This is a genomic window from Bacillus sp. FSL E2-8900, assembly GCF_037966225.1.
Lineage (GTDB): Bacteria > Bacillota > Bacilli > Bacillales > Bacillaceae_G > Bacillus_A > Bacillus_A cereus.
The window spans coordinates 1,556,814-1,579,584 of record NZ_CP150193.1; the positions used below are offsets into that span (position 1 = coordinate 1,556,814).

Genomic DNA, 22,771 nt, shown 5'->3' on the forward strand with positions numbered 1-22,771 from the left:
TATCAAAAAATCTTTGCATGAATGCATGGATTGTCTAAAATGAATATAAGTTTCTGAATATTTATAAAATTTAGTCTTTAGGTATGCAAGGGGGAAGTGTATTTCAAGTAAGAGAGGGGATCGGTTAATGAAACGAGACGATACGTCAGCACGTAAGTTGCAAAATGAGGTGAATTATACAGAGGTCGTTCAGTCGGAAGAATTTCAATTGTTATTAAATACGAAAAAGAAGTTTATCATTCCAATGAGTATTTTCTTTTTTAGTTTTTTTATCGCATTACCTATTCTAACATCGTATTCAAAGGTGCTTAATACACCTGCATTTGGAGACGTTACATGGGCGTGGGTATTTGCTTTTTCCCAATTTATCATGACATGGGCACTATGTATGATTTACAGCAAAAAAGCAGAATCATTTGATGAAATCTCCCGAAAAATTCTGCAAGATATGAAAAAAGGGAGGGGCTGAACTTGAATACTACTGCATTTGCACTATTTTTAATTATTGTTCTTGGTACGCTCGTCATAACCTATTTTGCATCGAAAAAAACGAAAAATGCGAGTGAATTTTATACGGCTGGAGGGGGATTAACTGGTTGGCAAAATGGTCTGGCCATTGCTGGAGATTACATGTCTGCTGCTTCATTTCTCGGTATAGCTGGAGCAATCGCATTAACTGGGTTTGATGGATTCTTTTATAGTATCGGTTTTTTAGTTGCTTATTTAGTTGTACTATATCTTGTTGCAGAACCGCTTAGAAATTTAGGGAAGTACACTTTGGCGGATATGATTGCAGCACGCTTTGATGCGAAAAAAGTTCGCGGAGTTGCAGCTCTTAATACGATGACGATTTCTATCTTTTATATGATTGCACAATTAGTTGGCGCGGGTGCACTTATTAAGTTATTATTAGGGATTGAATATACGACATCTGTATTAATCGTTGGAACACTTATGACGGTGTATGTTATTTTTGGTGGTATGACAGCAACGAGCTGGGTACAAATTGTAAAGGCTGTATTACTTATGGCTGGTACGTTTATTATTTCTGTTATCGTTTTCGCAAAATTCAACTTCAGCGTGACTGAAATGTTCGCTCAAATGAAAACAGCTACCCCTTTAAAAGATTCATTTTTAAATCCAGGTGTAAAGTATAAGGATGGTCTTGATACACTGTCTTTAAATTTAGGACTAGTACTTGGTACAGCTGGATTACCACATATACTTGTCCGCTTTTTTACAGTACGTGATGCAAAAACTGCACGTCAATCTGTCGTATATGCGACGTGGTTAATTGGTGCATTTTATATTATGACGATTTTCTTAGGATTTGGTGCGGCAGCGTTTGTAGGAAATGAAGCGATTATTAAAGCGAACCCAGCTGGTAATATGGCGGCACCTTTATTAGCCAAAGCGTTAGGTGGAGACTTCTTATTTGCTTTCGTATCAGCAATTGCTTTTGCAACGATTTTGGCTGTAGTGGCAGGTCTTGTATTAACAGCAGCATCAGCATTCGCTCATGATTTTTATAATGAAATCATTCGCAGAGGGAAATCAACGGAAAAAGAGCAAGTATCTATGGCTCGTTATGCATCTATTGGAGTAGCGATACTATCTATCATACTTGCATTATTTGCCCAAACATTAAACGTAGCATTTTTAGTATCATTAGCATTTGCAGTTGCAGCGAGTGCAAATCTACCAGTGATTTTATTTACAATATATTGGAAGCGTTTTAATACAACGGGCGCTATTTCTGGTATGATTGTGGGTCTCGTATCAGCTATTGTTCTCGTAGCGTTGAGTCCGAATGTTTGGAACCCTGTAGCTGGAAAAGCTATTTTTGTTGGGGAAGCGATATTTCCATATACGACACCAGGAATTATTTCAATTCCGCTCGGATTTCTTGCAGCATATTTAGGAACTGTTTTATCTAGTAAGAAAGAAGATGCAGCGAAATTTGATGAAATTCTCGTAAAATCTAATACTGGTCACGGTATTAGTGATGTGTCTTCACATTAAATAAAAGAGGAGCTTTTCGATAGATAAGAAAAGCTCTTTTTTCTTTTGTCATTTTCTTGTAAATATTACTGATTTGTAAGTAGGATTTGTCTTAATTTTGTGGAATGAAAATAGCAGGGAGAAATTTAAGTCATCATGGCACCAGCGCAGCTTTTGTGAAAAATAAGTTGTTATGGAAGGTGGAAGTAATGATGAAAACGAAGCAAACTGATGAATTATTAGCAAAAGATGAGCAATATGTTTGGCACGGAATGCGTCCCTTTAGTCCAAATAGTACAATGGTAGGGGCAAAAGCTGAAGGGTGCTGGGTTGAAGATATACAAGGAAAAAGATATTTAGATGGTATGAGTGGCCTTTGGTGTGTGAATAGTGGATATGGAAGAAAAGAGCTCGCAGAAGCGGCTTATAAGCAATTACAAACATTATCATACTTTCCAATGTCACAATCCCATGAGCCAGCTATAAAGCTTGCTGAAAAGTTAAATGAGTGGCTTGGGGGAGAGTATGTTATTTTCTTCTCAAATAGTGGTTCAGAAGCGAACGAAACAGCTTTTAAAATAGCAAGACAATACTATGCTCAAAAAGGTGAACCACATCGTTATAAATTTATGTCACGTTATCGTGGGTATCATGGGAATACAATGGCGACAATGGCAGCGACGGGACAAGCGCAGCGTAGATATCAATATGAACCGTTTGCTTCAGGTTTTTTACACGTAACACCACCGGATTGTTACCGTATGCCTGGGATTGAAGGGCAGCATATTTATGATGTAGAATGTGTGAAAGAAGTCGATCGTGTTATGACGTGGGAATTAAGTGAAACAATTGCCGCTTTTATTATGGAACCAATTATTACAGGCGGGGGCATATTAATGCCACCACAAGACTATATGAAAGCTGTTCATGAGACGTGTCAAAAACACGGTGCCTTGCTTATTAGTGATGAAGTAATTTGCGGTTTCGGTCGTACAGGAAAAGCATTTGGGTTTATGAATTATGATGTGAAGCCAGATATTATTACAATGGCAAAGGGCATTACGAGCGCATATTTACCATTATCTGCAACAGCTGTGAAAAAAGAAATATATGAGGCTTTTAAAGGTAAAGGAGAATATGAATTCTTCCGCCATATTAATACATTTGGTGGAAATCCAGCAGCTTGTGCATTAGCACTTAAAAACTTAGAGATTATGGAAAATGAAAATTTAATCGAGCGATCTGCGCAAATGGGTTCCCTTTTATTAGAGCAACTAAAAGATGAAATTGGGGAACATCCGCTTGTTGGGAATATTAGAGGAAAAGGCCTGTTAGTTGGAATTGAATTAGTAAATGATAAAGAGACGAAAGAGCCAATTGATAACGACAAAATTGCAAGTGTTGTAAATGCTTGTAAAGAAAAGGGCTTAATTATAGGACGCAATGGTATGACAACAGCAGGGTATAATAACGTCTTAACATTAGCACCGCCGCTTATTATTTCAAGTGAAGAAATTGCCTTTGTTGTTGGAACGTTGAAGACGGCGATGGAACGTATTTAATAAATAGAGAGAGGAGCGAGCTTTAATATAAGGCTCGCTTTTGTTTAATAGGAGGGGACTTTTAATGGATAAATATGATCCGAACAAACATTATCACATCGGATATTATGAAGACGGATATGATTTAGAAGTGACGGCGTACAAAAGAATAAATGAACCAGTTTGGGATGCTTATCTTCCGCACTATGAGGCAGACGATTTTTATAAGAAAGTGGAGGAAATGAAACTGGGTGAATATATAGATGATTATGGTATTAAGGTGTATTCATTTAGTAATGATATCAATGATGAAGAAGCACGAACTATTTTTGAAAAATGGTTAAAAAAGAACGAGATTGTTTAAAGATAAAACAAAAAGGAGATTGCTATCTTATAAAATAGCAATCTCCTTTTATTATAGTAAACTTATTTACTTGCTTTCATTGCTTTATCTTTTGCACCAAAAGTGTATTTTAACATTGGTGGTGTAATCATTGTAGTTAAAATAACGACAATAACGATTGCTGTAAAGTAATCTTGTGCCAATAGACCTGAAGAAAGTCCTGTTCCTGCAATGATAAGTGCAACTTCACCACGAGAAACCATTCCAGCACCGATAATTGCAGAAGACTTAGCGTCAAATCCAGTCATTCGTGCACCGAATCCACAGCCGATTAATTTCGTTAATACAGCGATAACAGTTAATGCTAAGATGAACCAAATTTGATTGCCGATACCGTCAAATGTAATATTCATACCGATACTAACGAAGAATACTGGAACGAACATAGCGTAAGCAATTGGTTCTACTTTCTTTTCTACTTCATGTTTGTAGTTTGTTTGAGAAATTGCAATACCAGCAGCGAAAGCACCGATAATACCAGCAATTCCTAATAATTCGCCGAAATATGCGAATGAGAAACAGATGATAAGGGCCGCGCTCACGATAGACTCAGATACGCGCAGTGGTGATAACCAGCGCATAATCGCAGGAACACCTTTCCATCCGATTAAAATAATAGAAGCGAAGAATACTACTTTCTTCAAGATAACCATTGTTAAGTTAACATCATCAGTACCTAAGAAGCTCATTGCAAATGCTAATAAAATAACGACAAGAATGTCATCAAATACAGCTGCGCCTAGCATAGTTGTACTTTCACGTGTTTTCATCTTTCCTAAATCGCGAAGTGTTTGAACGGAAATACTAACACTTGTCGCACATAAAAGTAATCCTAAGAATACAGCGTTTCCTTGTTCCATTCCCATAATAAGGCCGGAAACGTAACCACCTACGAATGGAAGAATGATACCTCCGAGTGCAACTGCTAAAGAAGAATTACGATTTGCGTTTAATTCTTCTAAGTCTGTTTCAAGTCCAGCCATAAACATTAAGAGAATAACCCCGACATTACTTAATTGAGTTAGAAGCTCTGAATTTTCAATCCAACCTAATACAGCTGGACCGATAACGATACCGACAATTAATTTACCTAGTACAGAAGGTTGACCTAATCTAACACTAAGATCACCAGCAAGCTTTGTACTTAATAAAATAAGTGCAATTTGAAAGAAAAATTCGAATTCCATCTGATCCTCTCCTCGTCATTTTTAATTTTATCATACGATTTCTCGGAATTTGCCTAATGAAAATATGTAAAACCCATTAAACAAAAGGGTCTGATTACAAGTTCTTTTGAACTCGTAATTTGAACCTGTAATTAATATATAATAGATTTTATAAAAAATCAATGAAAAAATGGGAGCTTTTTGAGGAAGAAGCTGTCTTATTGGGATATAGGTGTAAGAGTAGTGTGTGAATTTTATATGTATAAAATAGTATGAAGTCCTTTTCCATTACAAATAATAAATTCTACATACTATTTCACGAACTATAACTGTGAAAGGGAGGATTTATAATTTGAAGGCATTAAAAAATAACTTGTCTATTGTTGCTTTAGGTGGAGTAAATGAAATAGGAAAAAATATGTATGCTATCCAATATGAAAATGATATTGTCGTCATTGATTGTGGATCTAAATTTCCAGATGAAAGTTTATTAGGGATTGATTTAATAATTCCAGATGTCACATATTTGCAAGAAAATAAAGAAAAAATTCGCGGTTTAATAGTAACGCACGGGCATGAGGACCATATTGGCGGAATACCATATTTTTTAAAACAACTAAATGTACCAATCTATGCAACAAAGTTAACGTTAGGTTTAATTGAAATTAAATTAAAGGAACACAATCTTCAAAATGATACGGAATTAATCGTTATTCATTCAGAATCAGAAATTGATTGTGGTTCTATTAAGGCAACTTTTTTTAAAACGAACCACAGTATTCCGGATTGTCTCGGTATTGTTTTTCATACACCAGAAGGTACTGTAGTACATACAGGTGATTTTAAATTTGATTTAACACCAGTAAATAATCAACATCCTGATATTCATAAAATGGCTAAAATAGGAAGTGAAGGTGTACTAGCTTTATTATCTGAAAGCACAAATGCAGAACGCCCAGGTTTTACTCCATCAGAAAGGTCAGTAGGAGAACGGATAGAGGAAATATTTATGAAAGCAAATAGAAAAGTAATTATTTCTACGTTTGCTTCTAATGTGAATCGTGTTCAGCAAATAGTTGAAGCATGTATAAAAACAAATCGAAAACTAGCTTTGCTAGGGAGGAGTATGGTAAATGTAGTAGAGGTTGCTCTAGAGAAAGGTTATTTACATATTCCAGAAGGTATGTTGATTGAAGCAAATGAGGTAAATCGTTTAGATCCAAAGCAGGTTGCAATACTTTGTACAGGAAGTCAAGGAGAACCAATGGCAGCTTTAGCGCGTTTAGCTAGTGGAAACTATAGACAAGTGGATATTTTACCAGAAGATACGGTTATTATAGCCGCGACACCTATCCCAGGAAATGAACGTAACGTTTCTCGAATTATCGATAATTTATTTGCATTAGGAGCAAAGGTGATTTACGGATCAGGTAGTTCTACTGGAGTGCATGTATCCGGTCATGCATATCAAGAAGAGTTGAAGTTAATGCTTACATTAATGAAGCCAAAATATTTTATTCCAATTCATGGAGAGTTTAGAATGCTACATCACCATAGTTTGTTAGCAGAATCAATTGGTATTGAAAAGGAAAATATCTTTATTGTACGTAATGGAGATGTTGTAGATATAAGTAATGAAGTGGCAATTCAATCTAGAAGAATACAGGCAGGAAATATATATGTAGATGGATTAGGAATTGGAGATGTTGGAAATGCATTATTACGTGATCGTAAACAACTTTCAGAAGATGGAATGCTCGTTATAGTTATTACTTTTAATAAAGTGGATGGAGAAATAATTTCAGGTCCAGATATTATTTCTCGTGGATTTGTCTATGTCCGTGATTCAGAAGAATTTCTAAGAGAATTAAATAAATTAGCTGTTATTACGATTAATAATTTAAAGAAAGAGAATGTGAATAGCTGGGGTATTTTGAAAAGGGAGGTAAGAGAAGCATTAGGGAAGTATATATATACAAATACAAAACGAAAGCCGATGATTCTTCCTATAATAATAGAGGTTTAATAGTAAAAAAGAATTCTCGTATGGGAATTCTTTTTTGTTTTGAAGAGAAAATGAACATATAATGAAATAAATAGAAATGGAAGGAAATAAAAGATGTTATTAAATAAACGTTTTACAATTGGAGAAATGGCGAAAATGCATAATATCGCAGAATCTACATTAAGGTATTATGATGAAAAAGGAATTTTTCATCCGTCCATTGTGGATCCTCAAACGAATTATCGTTATTATACAATCGATCAATTTTCACTGTTAGATACGATTAAATTTTTACGCCAGTTAAATATTCCGTTAAAGGAAATTAAGAAATATATTGATGAAAGAAATCCAGCATACGCACTCAATTTACTGGAAAAACAACAAGAGATGATGCTGAAGAAACAAAGAGAAATTGAGTATGCTTTGGCGAAAATGGAGCATAGAATTCATTTAATTAAGAAAGCAACAAAAGCAAAAGCTGAACAAATGGTAATTAAAGAGATTCCGCAGCGAAAAATAACAGCTATTGCGGTTGCCCCGAATACGACGGATGATATGTTTGAGTACTACATTCATTCGTTGCAAAAAAATATGAGGCAAATGGATGATAGTCTATTTTCAGGAGATATAGGTGTGACAATTTCCAAAAAAGCATTAATGCAAAAGGAGTTTCAAGCATATAGCAGCGTATTTATTCTTTTGGATTATATGCCGTATGAAGTGCATACTTCAGATGAAATTAAAGAAGGTTTATATGCTTGTTCTTATCATCATGGACCGTATGAAGAAACAGATGCAACGTACAAGGAGTTACTTACATACATTGATAAAGAAGGTTACGAAGTACATGGAGATTCGATTGAGATTGGATTGATTGATTGGTCTGTAACAGAAGATCCTGAGGAGCAAGTAACAGAAATTCAAATTCCTGTAGTAAAAAAATAAGATGAAAACCTTTGAATTGATTACAAATTTACATTCATTAATATAATTCAGTTACCTATTTTTTAATTCTCTCTTGACCTTCAAGTTACTTGAAGGTTTAAACTGTGAACAGAGAGTTGAAAAAGGAGCATAATAGTATGGAAGCAACAGAAAAATTAAGAGAAAAACCAATTAAAAGTTTATTTATTTCATATTTAATACCAGCCGTTCTTGGAATGGTATTAATGTCAGTGAATATTGTAATTGACGCGGTCATGATTAGTAGAGGAGTTGGGGCGAACGGTTTAGCAGGAGTAAACGTGGCTATTCCAGCGTTTTCGATTTTCTTCTCTATTTCATTATGGATTGGAATGGGCGGGGCAACGTTATATTCCATTGCATTAGGTGAAAATAAACGAGAAAGAGCAAGGTCTATTTTTACTCAATCCATGACGGTAGCAGTTGTTATCGTAGGGATTTTAGCAGCGATTTGCTTATGGAGAATAGAAGATTTAGCATATTTATTTGGTGCAAATGAAGTGATTCTACCATATGCGTTAGACTATTTACACGTATTATTAACATTTGGAATGATATACGTTTTAGAAAATATTTTAAGTACATTCATACGAAATGATGGAAATCCTAATTTAGCAATGGCTGGTCTTGTTGTAACAGCTGTATTAAATATAGTGTTTGACTATATCTTTATTTTTATCTTTGGATGGGGTGTAACAGGTGCTGCTTCAGCGACTATTCTTTCGGCAGCGATTGGTTTCCTTGTATTATTAACTCATTTCTTTAGAAAAAGTAGTATTTTAAAGTGGACGAAATTCCATTTTGAATGGGATACTGTCAAACAAATTATGGTGATTGGTTTCCCAAGTTTTACAGCAGAAAGTACGGTTGCAATCGTAACGATTGGTTTTAATATCGCATTCGTCCAATATGCAGGAGAAGTAGGAGTAGCTTCCTATGCGATGGTGAATAGTATTCATGCAATGACATTACTATTATTCTTTGGTGTTGGAGCAGCATTACAGCCAATTGCTAGTTTCCATTATGGGGCAAATTTATCAGAGAGACTTCGTGAAGGATTGAAGTTTGCTGTGAAAATTGCAGTTGTCCTCGGAGGCATTGCGATAATTGTCGGATTATTCTTCGGGAAATATATCATTGGTTTATTTGATGTTCAATCTCCAGAATTATTGGAGTTAACCTTAACAGGTATTAGCTTATTCTTTATCCAATACGTATTTTTAGGTTATAACATTGTGTATGGAGAGTATTTCCAATCAGTACGACAAACGAAGAAATCAGTACTTATTATAATGAGCCGAGGATTACTATTTATTATTCCATTGTTATGGATTATGCCGAAATTATTTGGTATAAATGGAATTTGGCTCGTTATGCCAGTTGCTGAAGTAATGACAGCAATTATCGTATTTACGATGAATCGCATGAAACATCCTGTGCCATTAAATATGGCAGGAGAGAAAGAAGCGATATGATGAAGAAAATCCCCTTAAGCAATTAAGGGGATTTTTTATTCCTTTAAACTAATCGCAAAAGATCCATCTGTTTCTTGAACAGAAGCAAAGGCAACGTTTTTAATATTTGTAATTCCTTTTTCTTTTAATTCTTTATATAACCATTTTTCATCTTTATGTATTAACTTTAAGTTATCGTATTGAATTTGTGAATCGACGATAAGTGCAATTGGTAATCCAGCATACTTAACTTCTATGTTTAAATCTTTTGGAGTTAATGGTACAAGTTCTCTTTTTGGTAAAATACTAATAGCGCCGTTCGCTTCTAAAATAGCGTATTCAATTTCATGAACACTTGGATATCCTGCAACGCGAAGATTAGAAAGTAGTTCTGCAATGGGGTATCTACTTTTTTGTAAGTTCTCAAAAATAATATCACCATGTTTAATTAAAATGATAGGGTGTCCAAGAATAAAACGATTTAGTTTGTTGAATAGGCTTAATTTTGTAAGAAGTAAATGTAAACATGTGATAACAACCATACCGAGAAATGCTTGTAAAGCACCAGAGACGGGTATGGCCTGGAAAGCTAAATAAGATAAAAAGATTATAGCCCCAAAATCATGAGGAGTTAGTTGTGCTAACGCGGATTTACCGAGTAACTTAAGCGATAGTAAAAATAAGATAAAAAAGAACGACACGTTACATAAAAAGAGAAGCAATAGAGACACTCCTTCGTGTAAAGTTGTACTTACTATTCCCGAAAGTAATATAAATATTACCTTTCAGAGGATAAATTAGGGTTTATTGGAATCTGTCTGTATACAAACAAATAAATGGATATTATCATGAAGGAAGTAAAAGAAAATAGGAGTATATGAATATGAGAAAGAAGAAAATAATGAAGGGCATTTTAGTTGTTATAATGATTTGCGCCGTGTATGCGGGTTTTTTACAATATCACATTTATAAGCATGGGCATATGAATGCAACCTACGATGCTGATTACATAATTGTACTAGGATCGAAAGTAAATGGGACGAAACCATCTTATTCATTGCAATATCGTATTGATAAAGCAGCTGAATATTTAAAATCACATGAGAAAACAATCGCTATCGTATCTGGAGGACAAGGAAAAGGCGAAGACATTTCAGAAGCATTAGCAATGAAACAAGGACTAATAAAACAAAATATCGCAGAAGACCGCATTATAATGGAGGACAAATCTACGAGTACAGATGAGAATATTACATTCTCAAAACCGTTAATTCCAGCCGATATGAAAAAAGGTATGATCGTAACAAACGATTTTCACATGTTTAGAGCGAAAAAAATAGCGGCCAAACAAGGTTTACAATTAGAAGGTCTTCCGGCAAAAACACCGAAACCAATCATCATTCCATCGAATGTACGAGAATATTTAGCAATTACAGAGTATTGGTTTATGAATCGAATATAGTGAAAGTGATCCCGTCTGAAACTCAGGCGGGATTTAGTTTGAGGAAAATCTTACAAATATGTCACGTTCGTGAAAGGTAAAGCGATAGTTTCTAGAATGATTTCCTGACATAATGAAGGTAACAAAAACTATTTAGAGGTGAATCGGATGAAAGGAAATAATATTTTATCTTCGTTATGTTACTTTAGTATCTTTTTTGCACCATTTTTACTACCAATTATCGTGTACTTTGTTGCAGAAGATGAAGTGAAGTATCACGCGAAAAAAGCATTTTGGTCACATGTTTTCCCATACGCAATCTTATTTGGAGGACTAGCAGTATCAGGCATGTACGGTTTAGGTTTCAATCAATCTGACGGTGCTGGAATTGGAATGGCTATCACATATGCAGTGTTCATTCTTGTAGGAATTTACTACTTCATTTGGAATATCGTAAAAGGTATTAAAGTTTTGAAAACGGCGTAATATGATAAGTGTAATTTCATTTACCGTATCGATAAACGTTTTAAAAAAGAGCAGTTCAAAAAGAATTGCTCTTTTTGTGCTTATAAGTTGTGAAAATTGAAAAAGATATGTTAATTTTTCATTATGAAGAGAAAAAAGGAGTGATTTTCATGAATGAGATCATACATAAGATGGAGCAACATGTTTCAGTTCGTAAATATAAAGAAGAATCAATTCCGAAAGATGTAGTAGAAAAGATGGTGCACGCTGCGCAACATGCAGCTTCATCACATTTTGTACAGGCGTATTCTGTTATATATGTAACAGATCAGGAATTAAAGGCTAAACTAGCAGAGCTATCCGGAAATCGTCATGTGAAGGACTGTGCAGCATTTTTTGTTTGTTGTGCAGATTTAAAACGACTTGAAATTGCATGTAAAAAACATAGTACAGAGATAAAGCATGAGGGAGTAGAAGACTTTATCGTTGCGACGGTAGATGCTTCGCTTTTTGCGCAAAACTTAGCACTAGCAGCAGAATCGCTAGGATACGGTATTTGTTATATTGGTGGTATTCGTAATAATCCGAGAGAAGTGAGTGAACTGCTTCATTTACCTGATAAAGTATATCCTGTATTCGGAATGACAGTCGGCGTACCAGATGAAGATCATGGAGTGAAACCACGTTTACCAGTAGCAGCAATCCTTCATGAAAATGGATATGATGAAAAGAAATATGATGAATTATTAAATGAATATGATGAAACGATGAGCGCGTATTATAAAGAAAGATCATCAAACAAGAAAAACGTAACATGGACGGAATCAATGAGTTCGTTTATGTCTAAAGAAAAAAGAATGCATATGAAAGAGTTCTTAAGTGAAAAAGGATTAAATAAGAAGTGAGTAAAGAGGCAAACCTGTGATGTAGGTTTGTCTTTTTTGGAGGAGAAAGGTCATTGTCTTCGAATAAGTATAGAGGGAGGGGATAATATGAAAAAAGCTTTAATCTTTTTATTTGATGGATTTGCAGAATTTGAAGTGAATATAGCGAGTTTATTTTTGATCAGTAAGGAATTCGAAATAATAACAGCAACAGTAGATGGAAAAACAGTTACAGGAGAAGGCGGGTTTTTGTGTCAACCACATGTCTCTATGGAGCATATTGAAGTAGCGGACTATGAAGTGTTTATCGTACCAGGAGGACATATTTTTGATCATTTAGAAAATGAACAATTGTTATCTATCGTGAACGAATTACATAAGCAAAATAAATGGATAGCGGGTATTTGTGCAGGAACATCTTTACTACATGCGGCTGGAGTGCTTAATAAGAAGAAATTCTCAACATCATTAACATCTGGTGAAAAACAGTTAGCACATTTACATGAATGGGAATATAAACAAAATAAAGATGTAACTGTTGATGGAAAAATAATAACAGCGGTAGGGTCTGCGTACGTTGAATTTGCTACTGAAATAATGAAGCAACTCAATTTATTTAATGAAGGTGAAGCGAAGGAGAACCTGCAATATTTTAAAAATGTAACAGAGATTTGTGATAAAACTTTAGTATAAGTGAATAGTTTGATTGTTAATACCTAAGCCCAGAAAGTTGTTTATTCTTTCTGAACTTAGGTATTTTGTTTGTTATCATATACATAGAAATAAAAATTAATAATTTTTTACAAAAGTGATAGAAAATGAGAATGAAATGCCAATAGTAAGTAAAAGCAGCTGCTAAAGGGGAACTGAGGAAGGAAGAGGCTTATGATTTTCAATTCTGAAGAGGATTTAATTATAGCTATGAAAAAACATGATCAAGATGCTTTGAAAGAAGTGATTGATCAATATGGAAAATTAATTTTGTACATTATTCATAAATCATTAAGTACCCCTATTGAAAAACAATATGTGGATGATTGTTATAACGATGTATTTACTGTCATTTGGTTTAATATCGACCAATTTGATACCGAAAAGGGAAACTTAAAATCTTGGATGATTGGTATTACTAAATTGAAGGCATTGGAATATAAAAAGAAAGTATATAAAGAGAATACAATCGATAAAGACGTAGAAATAGATACAGATGTACATGATAGGTATGAAATAGAACAAGAAGAAGAGATTATGGAAATAGTTCAAGATTTAAATAAGAAAGATCGATATATTTTTTTAAAGAGGTATATTGATGGATATTCCATTGACGATATTGCGAAAGAATTAAAAGTAACGGCGGATTATATATACAATCGAATTTCTCGTGGGAAGAGGAAACTTCAAAAACTGTGGAAAGGGAGTGTGTAATATGGATAAAAGATTATTATCGATGTTAAATGAGCTCCAATATTCAGAGGAAGAAATTACACGTTTAGAGAAAGAAGCAAATGAGTCCATCAATATAGATAAGTATTATGTGAAAAACGGGGAGTTATTGAAGAAATTAACGATGCAAATGTTGGAAGAATTAGTTCGTAAAGAGTTACAAGAAGGAGAAAAAATCGAATGTGAAATATTAGTAGAAGAGGGGAGTCTTGTAAATTCTAAAGTTATACCGAATATATTCACGACAGGTGCTACTTTTTATTATTACATTGTTTTAACGAATACAAGATTACGAATTAAATCGTTAGATTGTTATTTCAAAAAAATAAATGAGTACAATGTGCTAATTAGCTCAATTCAAGCAGTTTCGAGACATAAAAAAATGAAGAATGTATATGGAATTACTATAGATAATAACTATATACAATTAGGAAGTACCGAGCATGAACAAGAATTAAAAAACGTAATTGAGAAGCTAAAACAACGTGGAGTGAAAGAAGAGAGATATAAAGACTTTGAAAAAAGTTGGCTGATTTTTTTCAATATGTTTGTAATAGCGATAGGTGGGCTTCTAGTTTTAAAATATTTAATTTGAAAATAAAAAGCGGCATAATAGCCGCTTTTTATCGTTATCACGTTTAAAAATATAACGATACTTCATTTGAAACCTATCTGTTATGGCACAAACTAAAGCACCTTTTATAACAAATGCAAACTTTCAATAAGAAGATATATACCTGTGCAGCTCAAAAGAATGTACGTAAATATTTTAAAAATCCGTTGATTAAGCCATTTAAAAATAATTTGACCTATAAACAAACCTAAAAATACAATTGGAATGGCATAAAAACTTGATTCCCAAATGGTTTTGTTTGTGCCAGTAAAGAGTATTTGGGTTACTAGACTAATGAAATATATAAACAGATAAAAAGCTAATGTAGTTGCTCTTAACTTCTCTTTTTCAGTATTAGTTCCTGTAAAATAAAGTAACAGGGGAGGACCTGGCATACCGATACTTGTCGTTAAAAGACCAGATAATCCGCCAACTATGAAATCTCTAGATTGTGTTGATCTAACCTTAACGTTGCATATTAGCAACAATGTTAATAGTAAGAGTAGGATGCTAACTGCTAATTTAAAAGTGTTTATGTTAACGGAAATGAAAATTAAAATGCCAAAAGGAACACCAACTATACTTCCAAAAATAAACCTTTTCAGTAGAACAAAATCAACGTCCATTCTTATTTTCCAAATGAGTGAAATAGAGATAATTAAAGATAAAATAATATTTATTTGTATAGCTTCTTGTGGTAGAAATAACATAAGTAAGAAAGGGGTTGCCATTATGGAAAAGCCAAAACCTGTACTTGCTTGCAAAATAGAAGCCACTAATATAATACATATGAAAATGAATGTGATACCCAAAACAGCCCTCCTATTTAATCAAGTTTAACTAGTTAAAGTCTATTATTTAAGTGCAATATTTCACAAACTTATTTGTATTTTAACATAAATATCTAGTTTTTTCTCAAATAGTGTTGCCATATAAGGCTCTTTAACTAAAAAATCTGACTTGTATTTTTAAACAATTTTATTATGGGGAAACAAATAATGAGTGGGATCAAAATGTATTGATTATCATTAAATTATTCACTGAGATCCCCGCGGTAAAACAAGAACAGCCATATAAAACTTACAAAAATACAGCATGTAGCTAATAAACAGCCAATCATTTGAGGAGAAAGAATTTCTAACAGCCTCCTGTAAAAAACATCGATAACTGAATAAGAGATCCGTAAATAGAATAATGGAATGAAAAAACTTTACCTATCATATTTTCGTGTGTGTAAGTTTGAAGTAATGTCGTATCAAGTGGAACGATAATTCCTCCTGCTATACGCATACAGAATAAAGTAATGATACCGATAATAAGTTGATCGGATAGAATGAATCCGAGAAAGAAAATTCCTTGTAATAAGTAGGCCCAACCGAATACTTTTTTCATTTTTTCTTTATTATGGGATATATAAAGATTAACGAGAAGGCTTCCAATCATAAGCCCAGCCCCTTGAACCGTATATAAAATCCCAATGTTCGTATGGAAAATTTTTTCGGCATAGATCGTTAGAAGTAGTTGATAAGCGCCTCCAATAATCCCCCATGAAATGCCGACAAGAATTAATGTTAAAATGATTTTTGTTTGTAATATGTATGTATAACCACCTTTTATATCAGTGAAAAATGCTTTGTTCTTGTTACAAGTATTATGAGCAGGAATACTCATATTATAAATAAAATAGGCTGAAAGAAAGTATGATAGGCTATTTACTAAAAAAGCGAACTCAATATGTAAAGATTGTGCAATTACTCCGCCCAAAGAAGCCCCCATAATAGACATAAAACCATTAATTGTACTAGAAAGAGAGTTAGCAGTTACGAAATGATTTTGGTGTACGATATTTTTTAGGGTTGCTTGTTTAGCCGGTTCAAATAAACAAGCAAGTACAGATAAACATATATTAGCAATGAAAATAATCTCAATTTTATAGCCTGCGAGTAAGTATGTAAGGACTAGAATTCCCCGTGTAATATCGGTAAAAATCATAATATTCTTTTTAGAGAAACGATCTACAATTCCGCCTATGAATGGACTAAGAAGAAGCTGTGGTAAACTTTTACTTATAAAAGTAAGTGCGATCATAAACGGCGATTCCGTTAAGCTGTAGACAAATGTTAATAAAGCTACCGTATGGAACCAATCCCCAAGTACACTTAATGTTTGCCCATAAAATAGTTTATTGAAGTTTTTATTTGTTTTAAGAAGTGTGGAATAAGAAACCGACATAAATAGATTAATCCTTATGTATTGATGATGCTGGAACTTGTTTTTCTAATTCGCTTACATACACTCTCTTCTCTGTAGGAAGTCCAACAGGTAAATGTGCTTCGTAAAGACCTTTAATCATCGTAATCCTCCTTAGTAAAATAGTTCTTATTCTATAGTAAACAATATGTTGCTAGTTGAAATCGCAAATAAGAGGGATATAAATTCATACGAAAGTATGAAAAAAAACAGCTCATATTTGAGCTGTTTTTCTATAGTTTTTAGTTCATTTTTCAAGGATAGGATATATTAATATCCGTATCCGCCGCCACCCCAACAGCTACATCCGATGATGATTAGAAGGATGAATAGTACGATAAGCAAAGCAAATCCACCGCCGAAACCAGCGCAACTTCCACCATAACTCATATGTTTTCCTCCTTTTTAGTAAGTTAATCTATATGGTTCATGGACTACTATATACAGTATGTTTTTTGTATAGAAAACGAGCCAGTCTCATTTATAATTAGACAAATGCCTGTAGATTCATTAGGATTGCATGTTAGTGATTTGTAAATAAACCTTTACGTAATTCATAATTTAGGCATAAAAAATAAAAAATTGTAAAAAAAACCATTTTCTTATTTTTTTATGAGAGAATATGTACTATAATTTTACAAGTAATATTATGGGAAAAGGGAGTTTTAGTATAGAGATGGAGATGGGACAATTAAAAAATAAAATAGAAAACAAAAAGAAAGAGTTAATTCAACTTGTTGCGAGACACGGATTGGATCATGATAAAGTTTTGTTATTTAGCCGAGATTTAGATATACTAATTAATAAGTTTATGAATGTAAAAGACAAAGTGCATAAATAAAAAATTTATAGTTTTTTATATTAAGATGTTTCACGGAAAGGGGGGACAGTAATTGGAACATTTACAGGAAGAATTGTATAAACAAATAAAAGAAGAAAAAGGTACAGTTACAATTTTCTTAAAGAGTGGTGTTAGAATAATAGGAGAAGTTGTTGGAGTAGATAAATTTACAGTTTTAATCTTAGTGGATGGAAAACAACAGCTTATTTATAAGCAGGCTATATCAACAATAATGAAATAAGACACTCTTGTTGAGTGTCTTATTTCATTATTGCTTGCATGCCTCAACATCAATGCCGGCAGCAATTAACTTCTTTTCTCCATCTTGTTCAATAATTTTTTGTAATTTAGATAGGAAAGAATCAAAGTTTGTATGCTTTGCTACTTGGAATGTCATTTTATGTTCAATTGGTAGCCACGTATCAATATCAGCTTCGTTATGCTGAATTTTTACCTCAAGTTTATCGAGTGCATTAGCAACTTTTGCTTCGTACGTTTCTTTCGCTTCAAACTCTATCCATAAGTCATATAATTCCTCACCGAGAGAACCTGTTAATGTTTGTTTAATATTTAAAATAGCTTCTAGTTCATTTTTTTGTTTTTGTAGCTGTAATTCATGACTATTCATTGTATCAAATGCAGGGATATCACCAGCTTCGGCTTCGACTAGGTCGTGAATAATAACCATTTTAAGTAATTTCTCAATATTTACTTTTTGATCCAAATAAGGTTCAACTAAAATGGCCATTAGAGACATACGCCATGTATGTTCGGCAACACTTTCTTGACGTCCGTTGGAAAGCCAGCTATGTCGCATTTCATATTTTAGTTTTTCTGCTAATGCAATGACTTGTAAAATGTTGTGTTCCATCGTGATCCTCCTCATTTATTCATACCATAATTCTAATATAGAAATGAAATGTGTCAATTTCATGAGTATATTGCGATAAACAGATGATAAGCGTATAATACATGTTATATGTGAAAACGTATTATTAAAATAAAAAAATGTTATATAAAAATGGAAAGGAAAGGGCAGAAATATGGGAGAGAAAAATCAAGTATTAGCTAGACCACAAAGAAGAAAAAGGAAGTTTGATATTTCTAGCCCAGTGGGCATTATAGTAGGTTTCATTATAGTGATAGCGGCAATTATGCTTGGCGGCGGTGGAATAAAAGCTTTCAAAAACTTTTTAGATGTTTCATCTATTTTAATTGTCATAGGGGGAACAACAGCGACAATTGTTGTGGCATATCGATTTGGAGAAATAAAAAAATATACGAAAAGCATTTTTACTGTTTTACATAGAAGAGAAGAAGATTTAGAACAGTTAACGGATTTGTTTGTCGATTTTTCGAAAAAGTCTAAAAAGCACGGCTTGCTTTCTTTAGAGGTAGATGGAGAGCAAGTGGATAATCCTTTTATTCAAAAAGGAATTCGATTAATGTTAAGCGGTTACGATGAAGATGAATTAAAAGAAGTGTTATTGAAAGATATTGAAACGGAAGTGTATGAGTTAAGAAAAGGAGCAGCATTATTAGATAAAATTGGTGATTTTGCTCCAGCTTGGGGCATGATAGGGACTTTAATTGGTCTTATCATTATGCTCCAAAACTTACAAGATACATCGCAAATTGGTACAGGGATGGCAGTTGCGATGTTAACGACATTATATGGGTCTGTACTTGCGAATATGATTGCAATCCCTCTTGCGGAAAAAGTATATCGTGGTATTGAAGATTTATATACAGAGAAGAAGTTTGTAATAGAAGCTATTTCAGAATTGTATCGTGGACAAATCCCTTCTAAATTAAAGTTGAAACTGGATACATACGTATACGAAACAAAGGTAAAAAAGGTAAAAGGAGCAGCCTAATATTTCAAGGAGTGGTATGATGAGTAAAGGACCGCAAAAGGGATCGCCTCGTTGGATGACGACTTTTACAGATTTAACGATGTTATTATTAACTTTCTTTGTATTACTAGTTGCTACATCAAAGCAAGATGCAGTAAAATTGTCAAAGATGCTTGAAAAGTTTAGTGATACGGAGCAAGTAGATGCAAAAGTAATGGAAAATACAATACCGGATATTTCACATGAAAAAAATGATGAAAAAATGATTTCAAAAAAGAGAATGGATGAATTATATAAGAAGTTAAAAGCGTATGTAGATAATAACGGTATTAGTCAAGTGAATGTATATCGAGAGGATACAGGGGTAAGCGTCGTTATAGTAGATAATTTAATATTTGATACAGGCGATGCGAACGTTAAGCCCGAAGCGAAAGGGATAATAAGTCAATTAGTTGGATTTTTTCAATCCGTACCTAACCCAATTGTTGTAGAGGGACATACAGATAGTAGACCTATTCATAACGAGAAATTCCCTTCTAATTGGGAGTTATCTTCAGCACGAGCGGCAAATATGATTCACCATTTAATTGAAGTGTATAATGTGGACGATAAAAGGCTAGCTGCGGTAGGATATGCAGACACAAAGCCAATTGTACCAAATGATTCACCGCAAAACTGGGAAAAGAACCGTCGCGTTGTTATTTATATAAAAGAGTAGTATATTGTTATTTTAATAATAAAATAATAAAAATACGAAAATTCTTTTAAAAAAATATTAAATTTTATCATTTTATTTTGTATAATGAGTGAGAATGATAAGGTGAAATATTAAGATATATTTATACATAGAAGGAGAGAATTAAAAAGAATGGCACATAAAATTTTAGTAGTAGACGATGCGATGTTTATGCGAACGATGATTAAAAACTTATTAAAAAGTAATGCTGAATTTGAAGTTATTGGCGAAGCAGAGAATGGGGTAGAAGCAATTCAAAAGTATAAAGAACTTCAACCTGATATTGTAACATTAGATATTACTATGCCAGAAATGGACGGGCTTGAAGCATTAAAAGAAATTATTAAAATTGATTCAAGTGCAAAGGTTGTTATTTGTTCTGCAATGGGACAACAGGGTATGGTATTAGATGCAATTAAGGGCGGGGCAAAAGACTTTATTGTAAAGCCATTCCAAGCGGATCGTGTAATTGAAGCTTTAACAAAAGTAGCAAATAGTTAATATAGAAGGGGTGCCACAAGGAATCAAAACAGTGATAGCGGATCGACGTGTGGCCCCCTTTTTTCTCATTGTAAAACACTAAATTGTTATACATAAATGAAATGTTTGTTAGACAGGTAGGGGATAAAAATGCAAACAGATCTATTAAATATATTTTTCGAAGAGTCAGAAGAACATTTACAGTCGCTAAATGAGAATGCGCTAGTGTTAGAACAAAATCCTGCTGATATGGATGTTGTAGGAGAAATATTCCGATCCGCTCATACATTCAAAGGTATGTCTGCGAGCATGGAATTTACGGAAATGGCTGATTTAACGCATAAGATGGAAAATGTGTTAGATGAAATTCGTCATGGAAATATAGTTGTAAATGCGGATATTATTGATGTGATTTTTGAGTGCATTGATAATTTGGAGAAGATGGTTGCAGATGTGCAACAAGGTGGAATGGGCAATATTGATGTAGCCTCAACTAAACAGAAATTAGAAGCATTATTGAACGGCAATGTAGAAACTCCTACGGAACATATAGAGCAAAATCATATAGACACCGATGATGGAGTTTCGCATGAAGTGCATATAACAGTTGAACAGCAAGCGATTTTAAAAGCAGTACGTGCCATTATGTGTATTGAAGCATTGCAAAATGTAGGGAATATACAAAAAACAGCTCCGAGTATTGAAGAAATTGAAGCAGATGCTTTCGGATTTGAATTTACAGTATTTATGGATACGGATTGTAGTATAGAAGAGTTGAAACAAGTAGTACTTCATGTTTCTGAAATTGAGAAAGTGGAAGTAAAGCAAGGAGAACCTATATCGAAGGAAGTAGCTTCTAAAAAAGTCGTGACACAAGAAGTTGTGCAAGTAGAAGAAAAGCTACAACCTGCTGTGGTTACGCAAGTAAAATCACCGATAGAGGCAACGAATCAACCTTTAAGTACTATGCCAGCTAAAAGTACTACAAAAACGAAAAATGCTAAAGTGGAGAATCGTTCAATTCGTGTTCAATTAGAGAAAATCGAAAGATTAATGAATATGTTTGAAGAAAGTGTAATTGAACGTGGGCGCATTGATGAATTGGCTCAAACAATTCAAAACAAGGAGCTAATTGAACATTTAAATCGATTAGGCGATATTTCAAAAGATATTCAAAATGTACTATTAAATATGCGTATGGTGCCGATTGAAACTGTGTTCAATCGTTTCCCGCGTATGGTACGTATGTTAGCGAAAGATTTAGGGAAAAAAATCGATTTACAAATTACAGGTGAAGATACTGAAGTAGATAAAATTGTTATTGATGAAATCGGTGATCCGCTCGTTCATTTAATTCGAAATGCAATCGATCACGGTGTTGAAACTGTTGAAAAACGACGTGATGCAGGTAAAAATGAGACAGGTACGATTAAATTAGAAGCCTTTCATAGTGGAAATCATGTCGTTATTCAAATTACGGATGATGGAAACGGTATTAATAAAGGGAAAGTATTAGAAAAAGCGATTAAAAATGGTGTTGTAACTGAAGCGGATGCGAATAGATTAACAGATCGTGAAGTGTTTGATCTTATTTTCCAACCAGGATTTAGTACAGCTGAAGTTGTATCAGATCTTTCTGGACGCGGTGTCGGATTAGATGTTGTAAAACATACGATTCATAGTTTAGGTGGACATTTAATTATTGATTCTGAGGAAGGAAAGGGAAGTACATTTAGAATTGAACTTCCATTAACGTTGTCTATTATTCAATCTATGCTTGTTCAAACGAATGATAAGCGTTATGCTTTACCTCTTGGAAATATCGTTGAAGCAATTCGAATTAAGAGAGAAGACATCCAATCCTTACAAGGAAAAGATGTATTAAATTATCGTAATCAAATTATTGAAGTGAAACATTTAAGTACTGTATTTGGTGAAAAAACAGTAGATGAGGCGTTTGCGTCATATGATGGTCAAATGGTTCCTGTGTTAATTGTTCGTAACACACATCGCAGCTATGGACTTATTGTAAACACAATTATCGGTCAAAGAGAAATAGTCTTAAAGTCATTAGGTGACTTCTTTGCAGAGAGTTCTAACTATTTCTCTGGTGCGACGATTCTCGGTGATGGACGAGTGGTCCTCATTTTAAACCCAGAAGGTTTATAATAGGAATGAAGGAAAGCTCCCCACTTGTATACAATTGGGGAGCTTTTTGGCTAATCGTTA

Annotated in this window: 24 protein-coding genes and 1 pseudogene; 19 read left to right on the forward strand and 6 right to left on the reverse strand. The window is 33.7% G+C overall.

Annotated features, from left to right (window positions below; translation table 11 throughout):
• Nucleotides 1-127 precede the first annotated feature (127 nt).
• From NST90_RS08095 to NST90_RS08110, 4 genes are all read left to right on the forward strand, one after another.
• Nucleotides 128-469, forward strand: coding sequence for a DUF485 domain-containing protein (locus NST90_RS08095; RefSeq protein ID WP_025709227.1), 342 nt, complete (start codon nt 128-130; stop codon nt 467-469).
• Nucleotides 470-471: 2 nt separating this feature from the next.
• On the forward strand, nt 472-2,022 hold the full coding sequence (locus NST90_RS08100) for a sodium/solute symporter (protein WP_001098243.1): 1,551 nt from the start codon (nt 472-474) through the stop codon (nt 2,020-2,022).
• Nucleotides 2,023-2,213: 191 nt separating this feature from the next.
• Nucleotides 2,214-3,563 (forward strand): aspartate aminotransferase family protein, encoded by a 1,350-nt coding sequence (locus tag NST90_RS08105; RefSeq protein WP_000850964.1) that lies wholly within the window; start codon nt 2,214-2,216, stop codon nt 3,561-3,563.
• A 64-nt stretch (nt 3,564-3,627) separates the two neighbouring features.
• Nucleotides 3,628-3,906 carry a DUF3986 family protein gene (locus NST90_RS08110; protein WP_000362149.1) on the forward strand — a complete coding sequence of 93 codons (279 nt, stop codon included), beginning with the start codon at nt 3,628-3,630 and terminating at the stop codon, nt 3,904-3,906.
• Nucleotides 3,907-3,968: 62 nt separating this feature from the next.
• On the opposite strand, the gene NST90_RS08115 is transcribed toward NST90_RS08110, so the two are convergent.
• Nucleotides 3,969-5,132: a cation:proton antiporter gene (locus NST90_RS08115; protein ID WP_000393889.1), complete on the reverse strand. Its 1,164-nt coding sequence runs from the start codon at nt 5,130-5,132 to the stop codon at nt 3,969-3,971.
• Between the two features lie 331 nt (nt 5,133-5,463).
• Between NST90_RS08115 and NST90_RS08120 the strand changes: the two genes are divergently transcribed.
• The 3 genes from NST90_RS08120 to NST90_RS08130 all read left to right on the forward strand — a co-directional run bounded on the left by NST90_RS08120 (nt 5,464) and on the right by NST90_RS08130 (nt 9,554).
• Nucleotides 5,464-7,137 (forward strand): ribonuclease J, encoded by a 1,674-nt coding sequence (locus NST90_RS08120; RefSeq protein WP_000645618.1) that lies wholly within the window; start codon nt 5,464-5,466, stop codon nt 7,135-7,137.
• A 93-nt stretch (nt 7,138-7,230) separates the two neighbouring features.
• Nucleotides 7,231-8,061: a MerR family transcriptional regulator gene (locus tag NST90_RS08125; protein WP_098954984.1), complete on the forward strand. Its 831-nt coding sequence runs from the start codon at nt 7,231-7,233 to the stop codon at nt 8,059-8,061.
• 137 nt (nt 8,062-8,198) lie between these two features.
• Complete coding sequence (locus tag NST90_RS08130) at nt 8,199-9,554, forward strand: MATE family efflux transporter (protein ID WP_000388389.1); 1,356 nt, start codon at nt 8,199-8,201, stop codon at nt 9,552-9,554.
• Nucleotides 9,555-9,589: 35 nt separating this feature from the next.
• Here the strand turns inward: NST90_RS08130 and NST90_RS08135 are convergent, their stop codons facing one another.
• Entirely contained in the window at nt 9,590-10,255 is a 666-nt protein-coding gene (locus tag NST90_RS08135) for a DUF421 domain-containing protein (RefSeq protein ID WP_000923924.1), read from the reverse strand.
• Between the two features lie 161 nt (nt 10,256-10,416).
• Here NST90_RS08135 and NST90_RS08140 point away from each other — a divergent pair, with 161 nt between their 5' ends.
• From NST90_RS08140 to NST90_RS08165, 6 genes are all read left to right on the forward strand, one after another.
• Nucleotides 10,417-10,995 (forward strand): YdcF family protein, encoded by a 579-nt coding sequence (locus tag NST90_RS08140; RefSeq protein WP_006928736.1) that lies wholly within the window; start codon nt 10,417-10,419, stop codon nt 10,993-10,995.
• 147 nt (nt 10,996-11,142) lie between these two features.
• On the forward strand, nt 11,143-11,460 hold the full coding sequence (locus NST90_RS08145) for a DUF4870 domain-containing protein (protein ID WP_000678055.1): 318 nt from the start codon (nt 11,143-11,145) through the stop codon (nt 11,458-11,460).
• Nucleotides 11,461-11,609: 149 nt separating this feature from the next.
• Nucleotides 11,610-12,344, forward strand: coding sequence for an oxygen-insensitive NADPH nitroreductase (gene nfsA / locus NST90_RS08150; protein WP_016122206.1), 735 nt, complete (start codon nt 11,610-11,612; stop codon nt 12,342-12,344).
• Between the two features lie 87 nt (nt 12,345-12,431).
• Nucleotides 12,432-13,016: a type 1 glutamine amidotransferase family protein gene (locus NST90_RS08155; RefSeq protein ID WP_016122207.1), complete on the forward strand. Its 585-nt coding sequence runs from the start codon at nt 12,432-12,434 to the stop codon at nt 13,014-13,016.
• Between the two features lie 192 nt (nt 13,017-13,208).
• Nucleotides 13,209-13,748 (forward strand): sigma-70 family RNA polymerase sigma factor, encoded by a 540-nt coding sequence (locus NST90_RS08160; protein ID WP_006922652.1) that lies wholly within the window; start codon nt 13,209-13,211, stop codon nt 13,746-13,748.
• A 1-nt stretch (nt 13,749) separates the two neighbouring features.
• Complete coding sequence (locus tag NST90_RS08165; protein ID WP_006922653.1) at nt 13,750-14,361, forward strand: hypothetical protein; 612 nt, start codon at nt 13,750-13,752, stop codon at nt 14,359-14,361.
• A gap of 104 nt (nt 14,362-14,465) precedes the next feature.
• On the opposite strand, the gene NST90_RS08170 is transcribed toward NST90_RS08165, so the two are convergent.
• The 3 genes and pseudogenes from NST90_RS08170 to NST90_RS08180 form a co-directional block, all read right to left on the reverse strand.
• Nucleotides 14,466-15,191: a sulfite exporter TauE/SafE family protein gene (locus NST90_RS08170; protein ID WP_006922654.1), complete on the reverse strand. Its 726-nt coding sequence runs from the start codon at nt 15,189-15,191 to the stop codon at nt 14,466-14,468.
• A gap of 221 nt (nt 15,192-15,412) precedes the next feature.
• Nucleotides 15,413-16,611: pseudogene (locus tag NST90_RS08175) on the reverse strand (MFS transporter).
• 288 nt (nt 16,612-16,899) lie between these two features.
• Nucleotides 16,900-17,019 carry a YjcZ family sporulation protein gene (locus NST90_RS08180; RefSeq protein ID WP_000120179.1) on the reverse strand — a complete coding sequence of 40 codons (120 nt, stop codon included), beginning with the start codon at nt 17,017-17,019 and terminating at the stop codon, nt 16,900-16,902.
• A gap of 232 nt (nt 17,020-17,251) precedes the next feature.
• Between NST90_RS08180 and NST90_RS08185 the strand changes: the two genes are divergently transcribed.
• A complete protein-coding gene (locus NST90_RS08185; RefSeq protein WP_000291689.1) occupies nt 17,252-17,470 on the forward strand; it encodes an aspartyl-phosphate phosphatase Spo0E family protein in 219 nt (72 codons plus the stop codon).
• 52 nt (nt 17,471-17,522) lie between these two features.
• A complete protein-coding gene (gene hfq / locus NST90_RS08190) occupies nt 17,523-17,711 on the forward strand; it encodes an RNA chaperone Hfq (RefSeq protein ID WP_000400664.1) in 189 nt (62 codons plus the stop codon).
• 27 nt (nt 17,712-17,738) lie between these two features.
• Here the strand turns inward: hfq and NST90_RS08195 are convergent, their stop codons facing one another.
• Nucleotides 17,739-18,341 (reverse strand): HD domain-containing protein, encoded by a 603-nt coding sequence (locus NST90_RS08195; protein ID WP_000400766.1) that lies wholly within the window; start codon nt 18,339-18,341, stop codon nt 17,739-17,741.
• A 172-nt stretch (nt 18,342-18,513) separates the two neighbouring features.
• Here NST90_RS08195 and NST90_RS08200 point away from each other — a divergent pair, with 172 nt between their 5' ends.
• The 4 genes from NST90_RS08200 to NST90_RS08215 all read left to right on the forward strand — a co-directional run bounded on the left by NST90_RS08200 (nt 18,514) and on the right by NST90_RS08215 (nt 22,711).
• A complete protein-coding gene (locus NST90_RS08200) occupies nt 18,514-19,347 on the forward strand; it encodes a flagellar motor protein MotP (RefSeq protein ID WP_000504191.1) in 834 nt (277 codons plus the stop codon).
• Between the two features lie 19 nt (nt 19,348-19,366).
• Nucleotides 19,367-20,044 carry an OmpA family protein gene (locus tag NST90_RS08205; protein ID WP_000033625.1) on the forward strand — a complete coding sequence of 226 codons (678 nt, stop codon included), beginning with the start codon at nt 19,367-19,369 and terminating at the stop codon, nt 20,042-20,044.
• Nucleotides 20,045-20,194: 150 nt separating this feature from the next.
• Nucleotides 20,195-20,563: a response regulator gene (locus NST90_RS08210; protein WP_000940568.1), complete on the forward strand. Its 369-nt coding sequence runs from the start codon at nt 20,195-20,197 to the stop codon at nt 20,561-20,563.
• A 129-nt stretch (nt 20,564-20,692) separates the two neighbouring features.
• A complete protein-coding gene (locus NST90_RS08215; RefSeq protein WP_283748214.1) occupies nt 20,693-22,711 on the forward strand; it encodes a chemotaxis protein CheA in 2,019 nt (672 codons plus the stop codon).
• Nucleotides 22,712-22,771: the final 60 nt, after the last annotated feature.

What these genes read in the sequence shown, in the direction of transcription:
- nfsA (WP_016122206.1), top strand. Translation starts at nt 11,610, where the DNA reads ATGAATGAGATCATACATAAGATGGAGCAACATGTTTCAGTTCGTAAA.
- NST90_RS08110 (WP_000362149.1), top strand. Translation starts at nt 3,628, where the DNA reads ATGGATAAATATGATCCGAACAAACATTATCACATCGGATATTATGAA.
- NST90_RS08205 (WP_000033625.1), top strand. Translation starts at nt 19,367, where the DNA reads ATGAGTAAAGGACCGCAAAAGGGATCGCCTCGTTGGATGACGACTTTT.
- NST90_RS08215 (WP_283748214.1), top strand. Translation starts at nt 20,693, where the DNA reads ATGCAAACAGATCTATTAAATATATTTTTCGAAGAGTCAGAAGAACAT.
- NST90_RS08115 (WP_000393889.1), bottom strand. Translation starts at nt 5,132, where the DNA reads ATGGAATTCGAATTTTTCTTTCAAATTGCACTTATTTTATTAAGTACA.
- NST90_RS08140 (WP_006928736.1), top strand. Translation starts at nt 10,417, where the DNA reads ATGAGAAAGAAGAAAATAATGAAGGGCATTTTAGTTGTTATAATGATT.
- NST90_RS08210 (WP_000940568.1), top strand. Translation starts at nt 20,195, where the DNA reads ATGGCACATAAAATTTTAGTAGTAGACGATGCGATGTTTATGCGAACG.
- NST90_RS08200 (WP_000504191.1), top strand. Translation starts at nt 18,514, where the DNA reads ATGGGAGAGAAAAATCAAGTATTAGCTAGACCACAAAGAAGAAAAAGG.
- NST90_RS08145 (WP_000678055.1), top strand. Translation starts at nt 11,143, where the DNA reads ATGAAAGGAAATAATATTTTATCTTCGTTATGTTACTTTAGTATCTTT.
- NST90_RS08105 (WP_000850964.1), top strand. Translation starts at nt 2,214, where the DNA reads ATGAAAACGAAGCAAACTGATGAATTATTAGCAAAAGATGAGCAATAT.
- NST90_RS08195 (WP_000400766.1), bottom strand. Translation starts at nt 18,341, where the DNA reads ATGGAACACAACATTTTACAAGTCATTGCATTAGCAGAAAAACTAAAA.
- NST90_RS08095 (WP_025709227.1), top strand. Translation starts at nt 128, where the DNA reads ATGAAACGAGACGATACGTCAGCACGTAAGTTGCAAAATGAGGTGAAT.
- NST90_RS08130 (WP_000388389.1), top strand. Translation starts at nt 8,199, where the DNA reads ATGGAAGCAACAGAAAAATTAAGAGAAAAACCAATTAAAAGTTTATTT.
- NST90_RS08180 (WP_000120179.1), bottom strand. Translation starts at nt 17,019, where the DNA reads ATGAGTTATGGTGGAAGTTGCGCTGGTTTCGGCGGTGGATTTGCTTTG.
- NST90_RS08160 (WP_006922652.1), top strand. Translation starts at nt 13,209, where the DNA reads ATGATTTTCAATTCTGAAGAGGATTTAATTATAGCTATGAAAAAACAT.
- NST90_RS08165 (WP_006922653.1), top strand. Translation starts at nt 13,750, where the DNA reads ATGGATAAAAGATTATTATCGATGTTAAATGAGCTCCAATATTCAGAG.
- NST90_RS08155 (WP_016122207.1), top strand. Translation starts at nt 12,432, where the DNA reads ATGAAAAAAGCTTTAATCTTTTTATTTGATGGATTTGCAGAATTTGAA.
- NST90_RS08185 (WP_000291689.1), top strand. Translation starts at nt 17,252, where the DNA reads ATGTACTATAATTTTACAAGTAATATTATGGGAAAAGGGAGTTTTAGT.
- NST90_RS08125 (WP_098954984.1), top strand. Translation starts at nt 7,231, where the DNA reads ATGTTATTAAATAAACGTTTTACAATTGGAGAAATGGCGAAAATGCAT.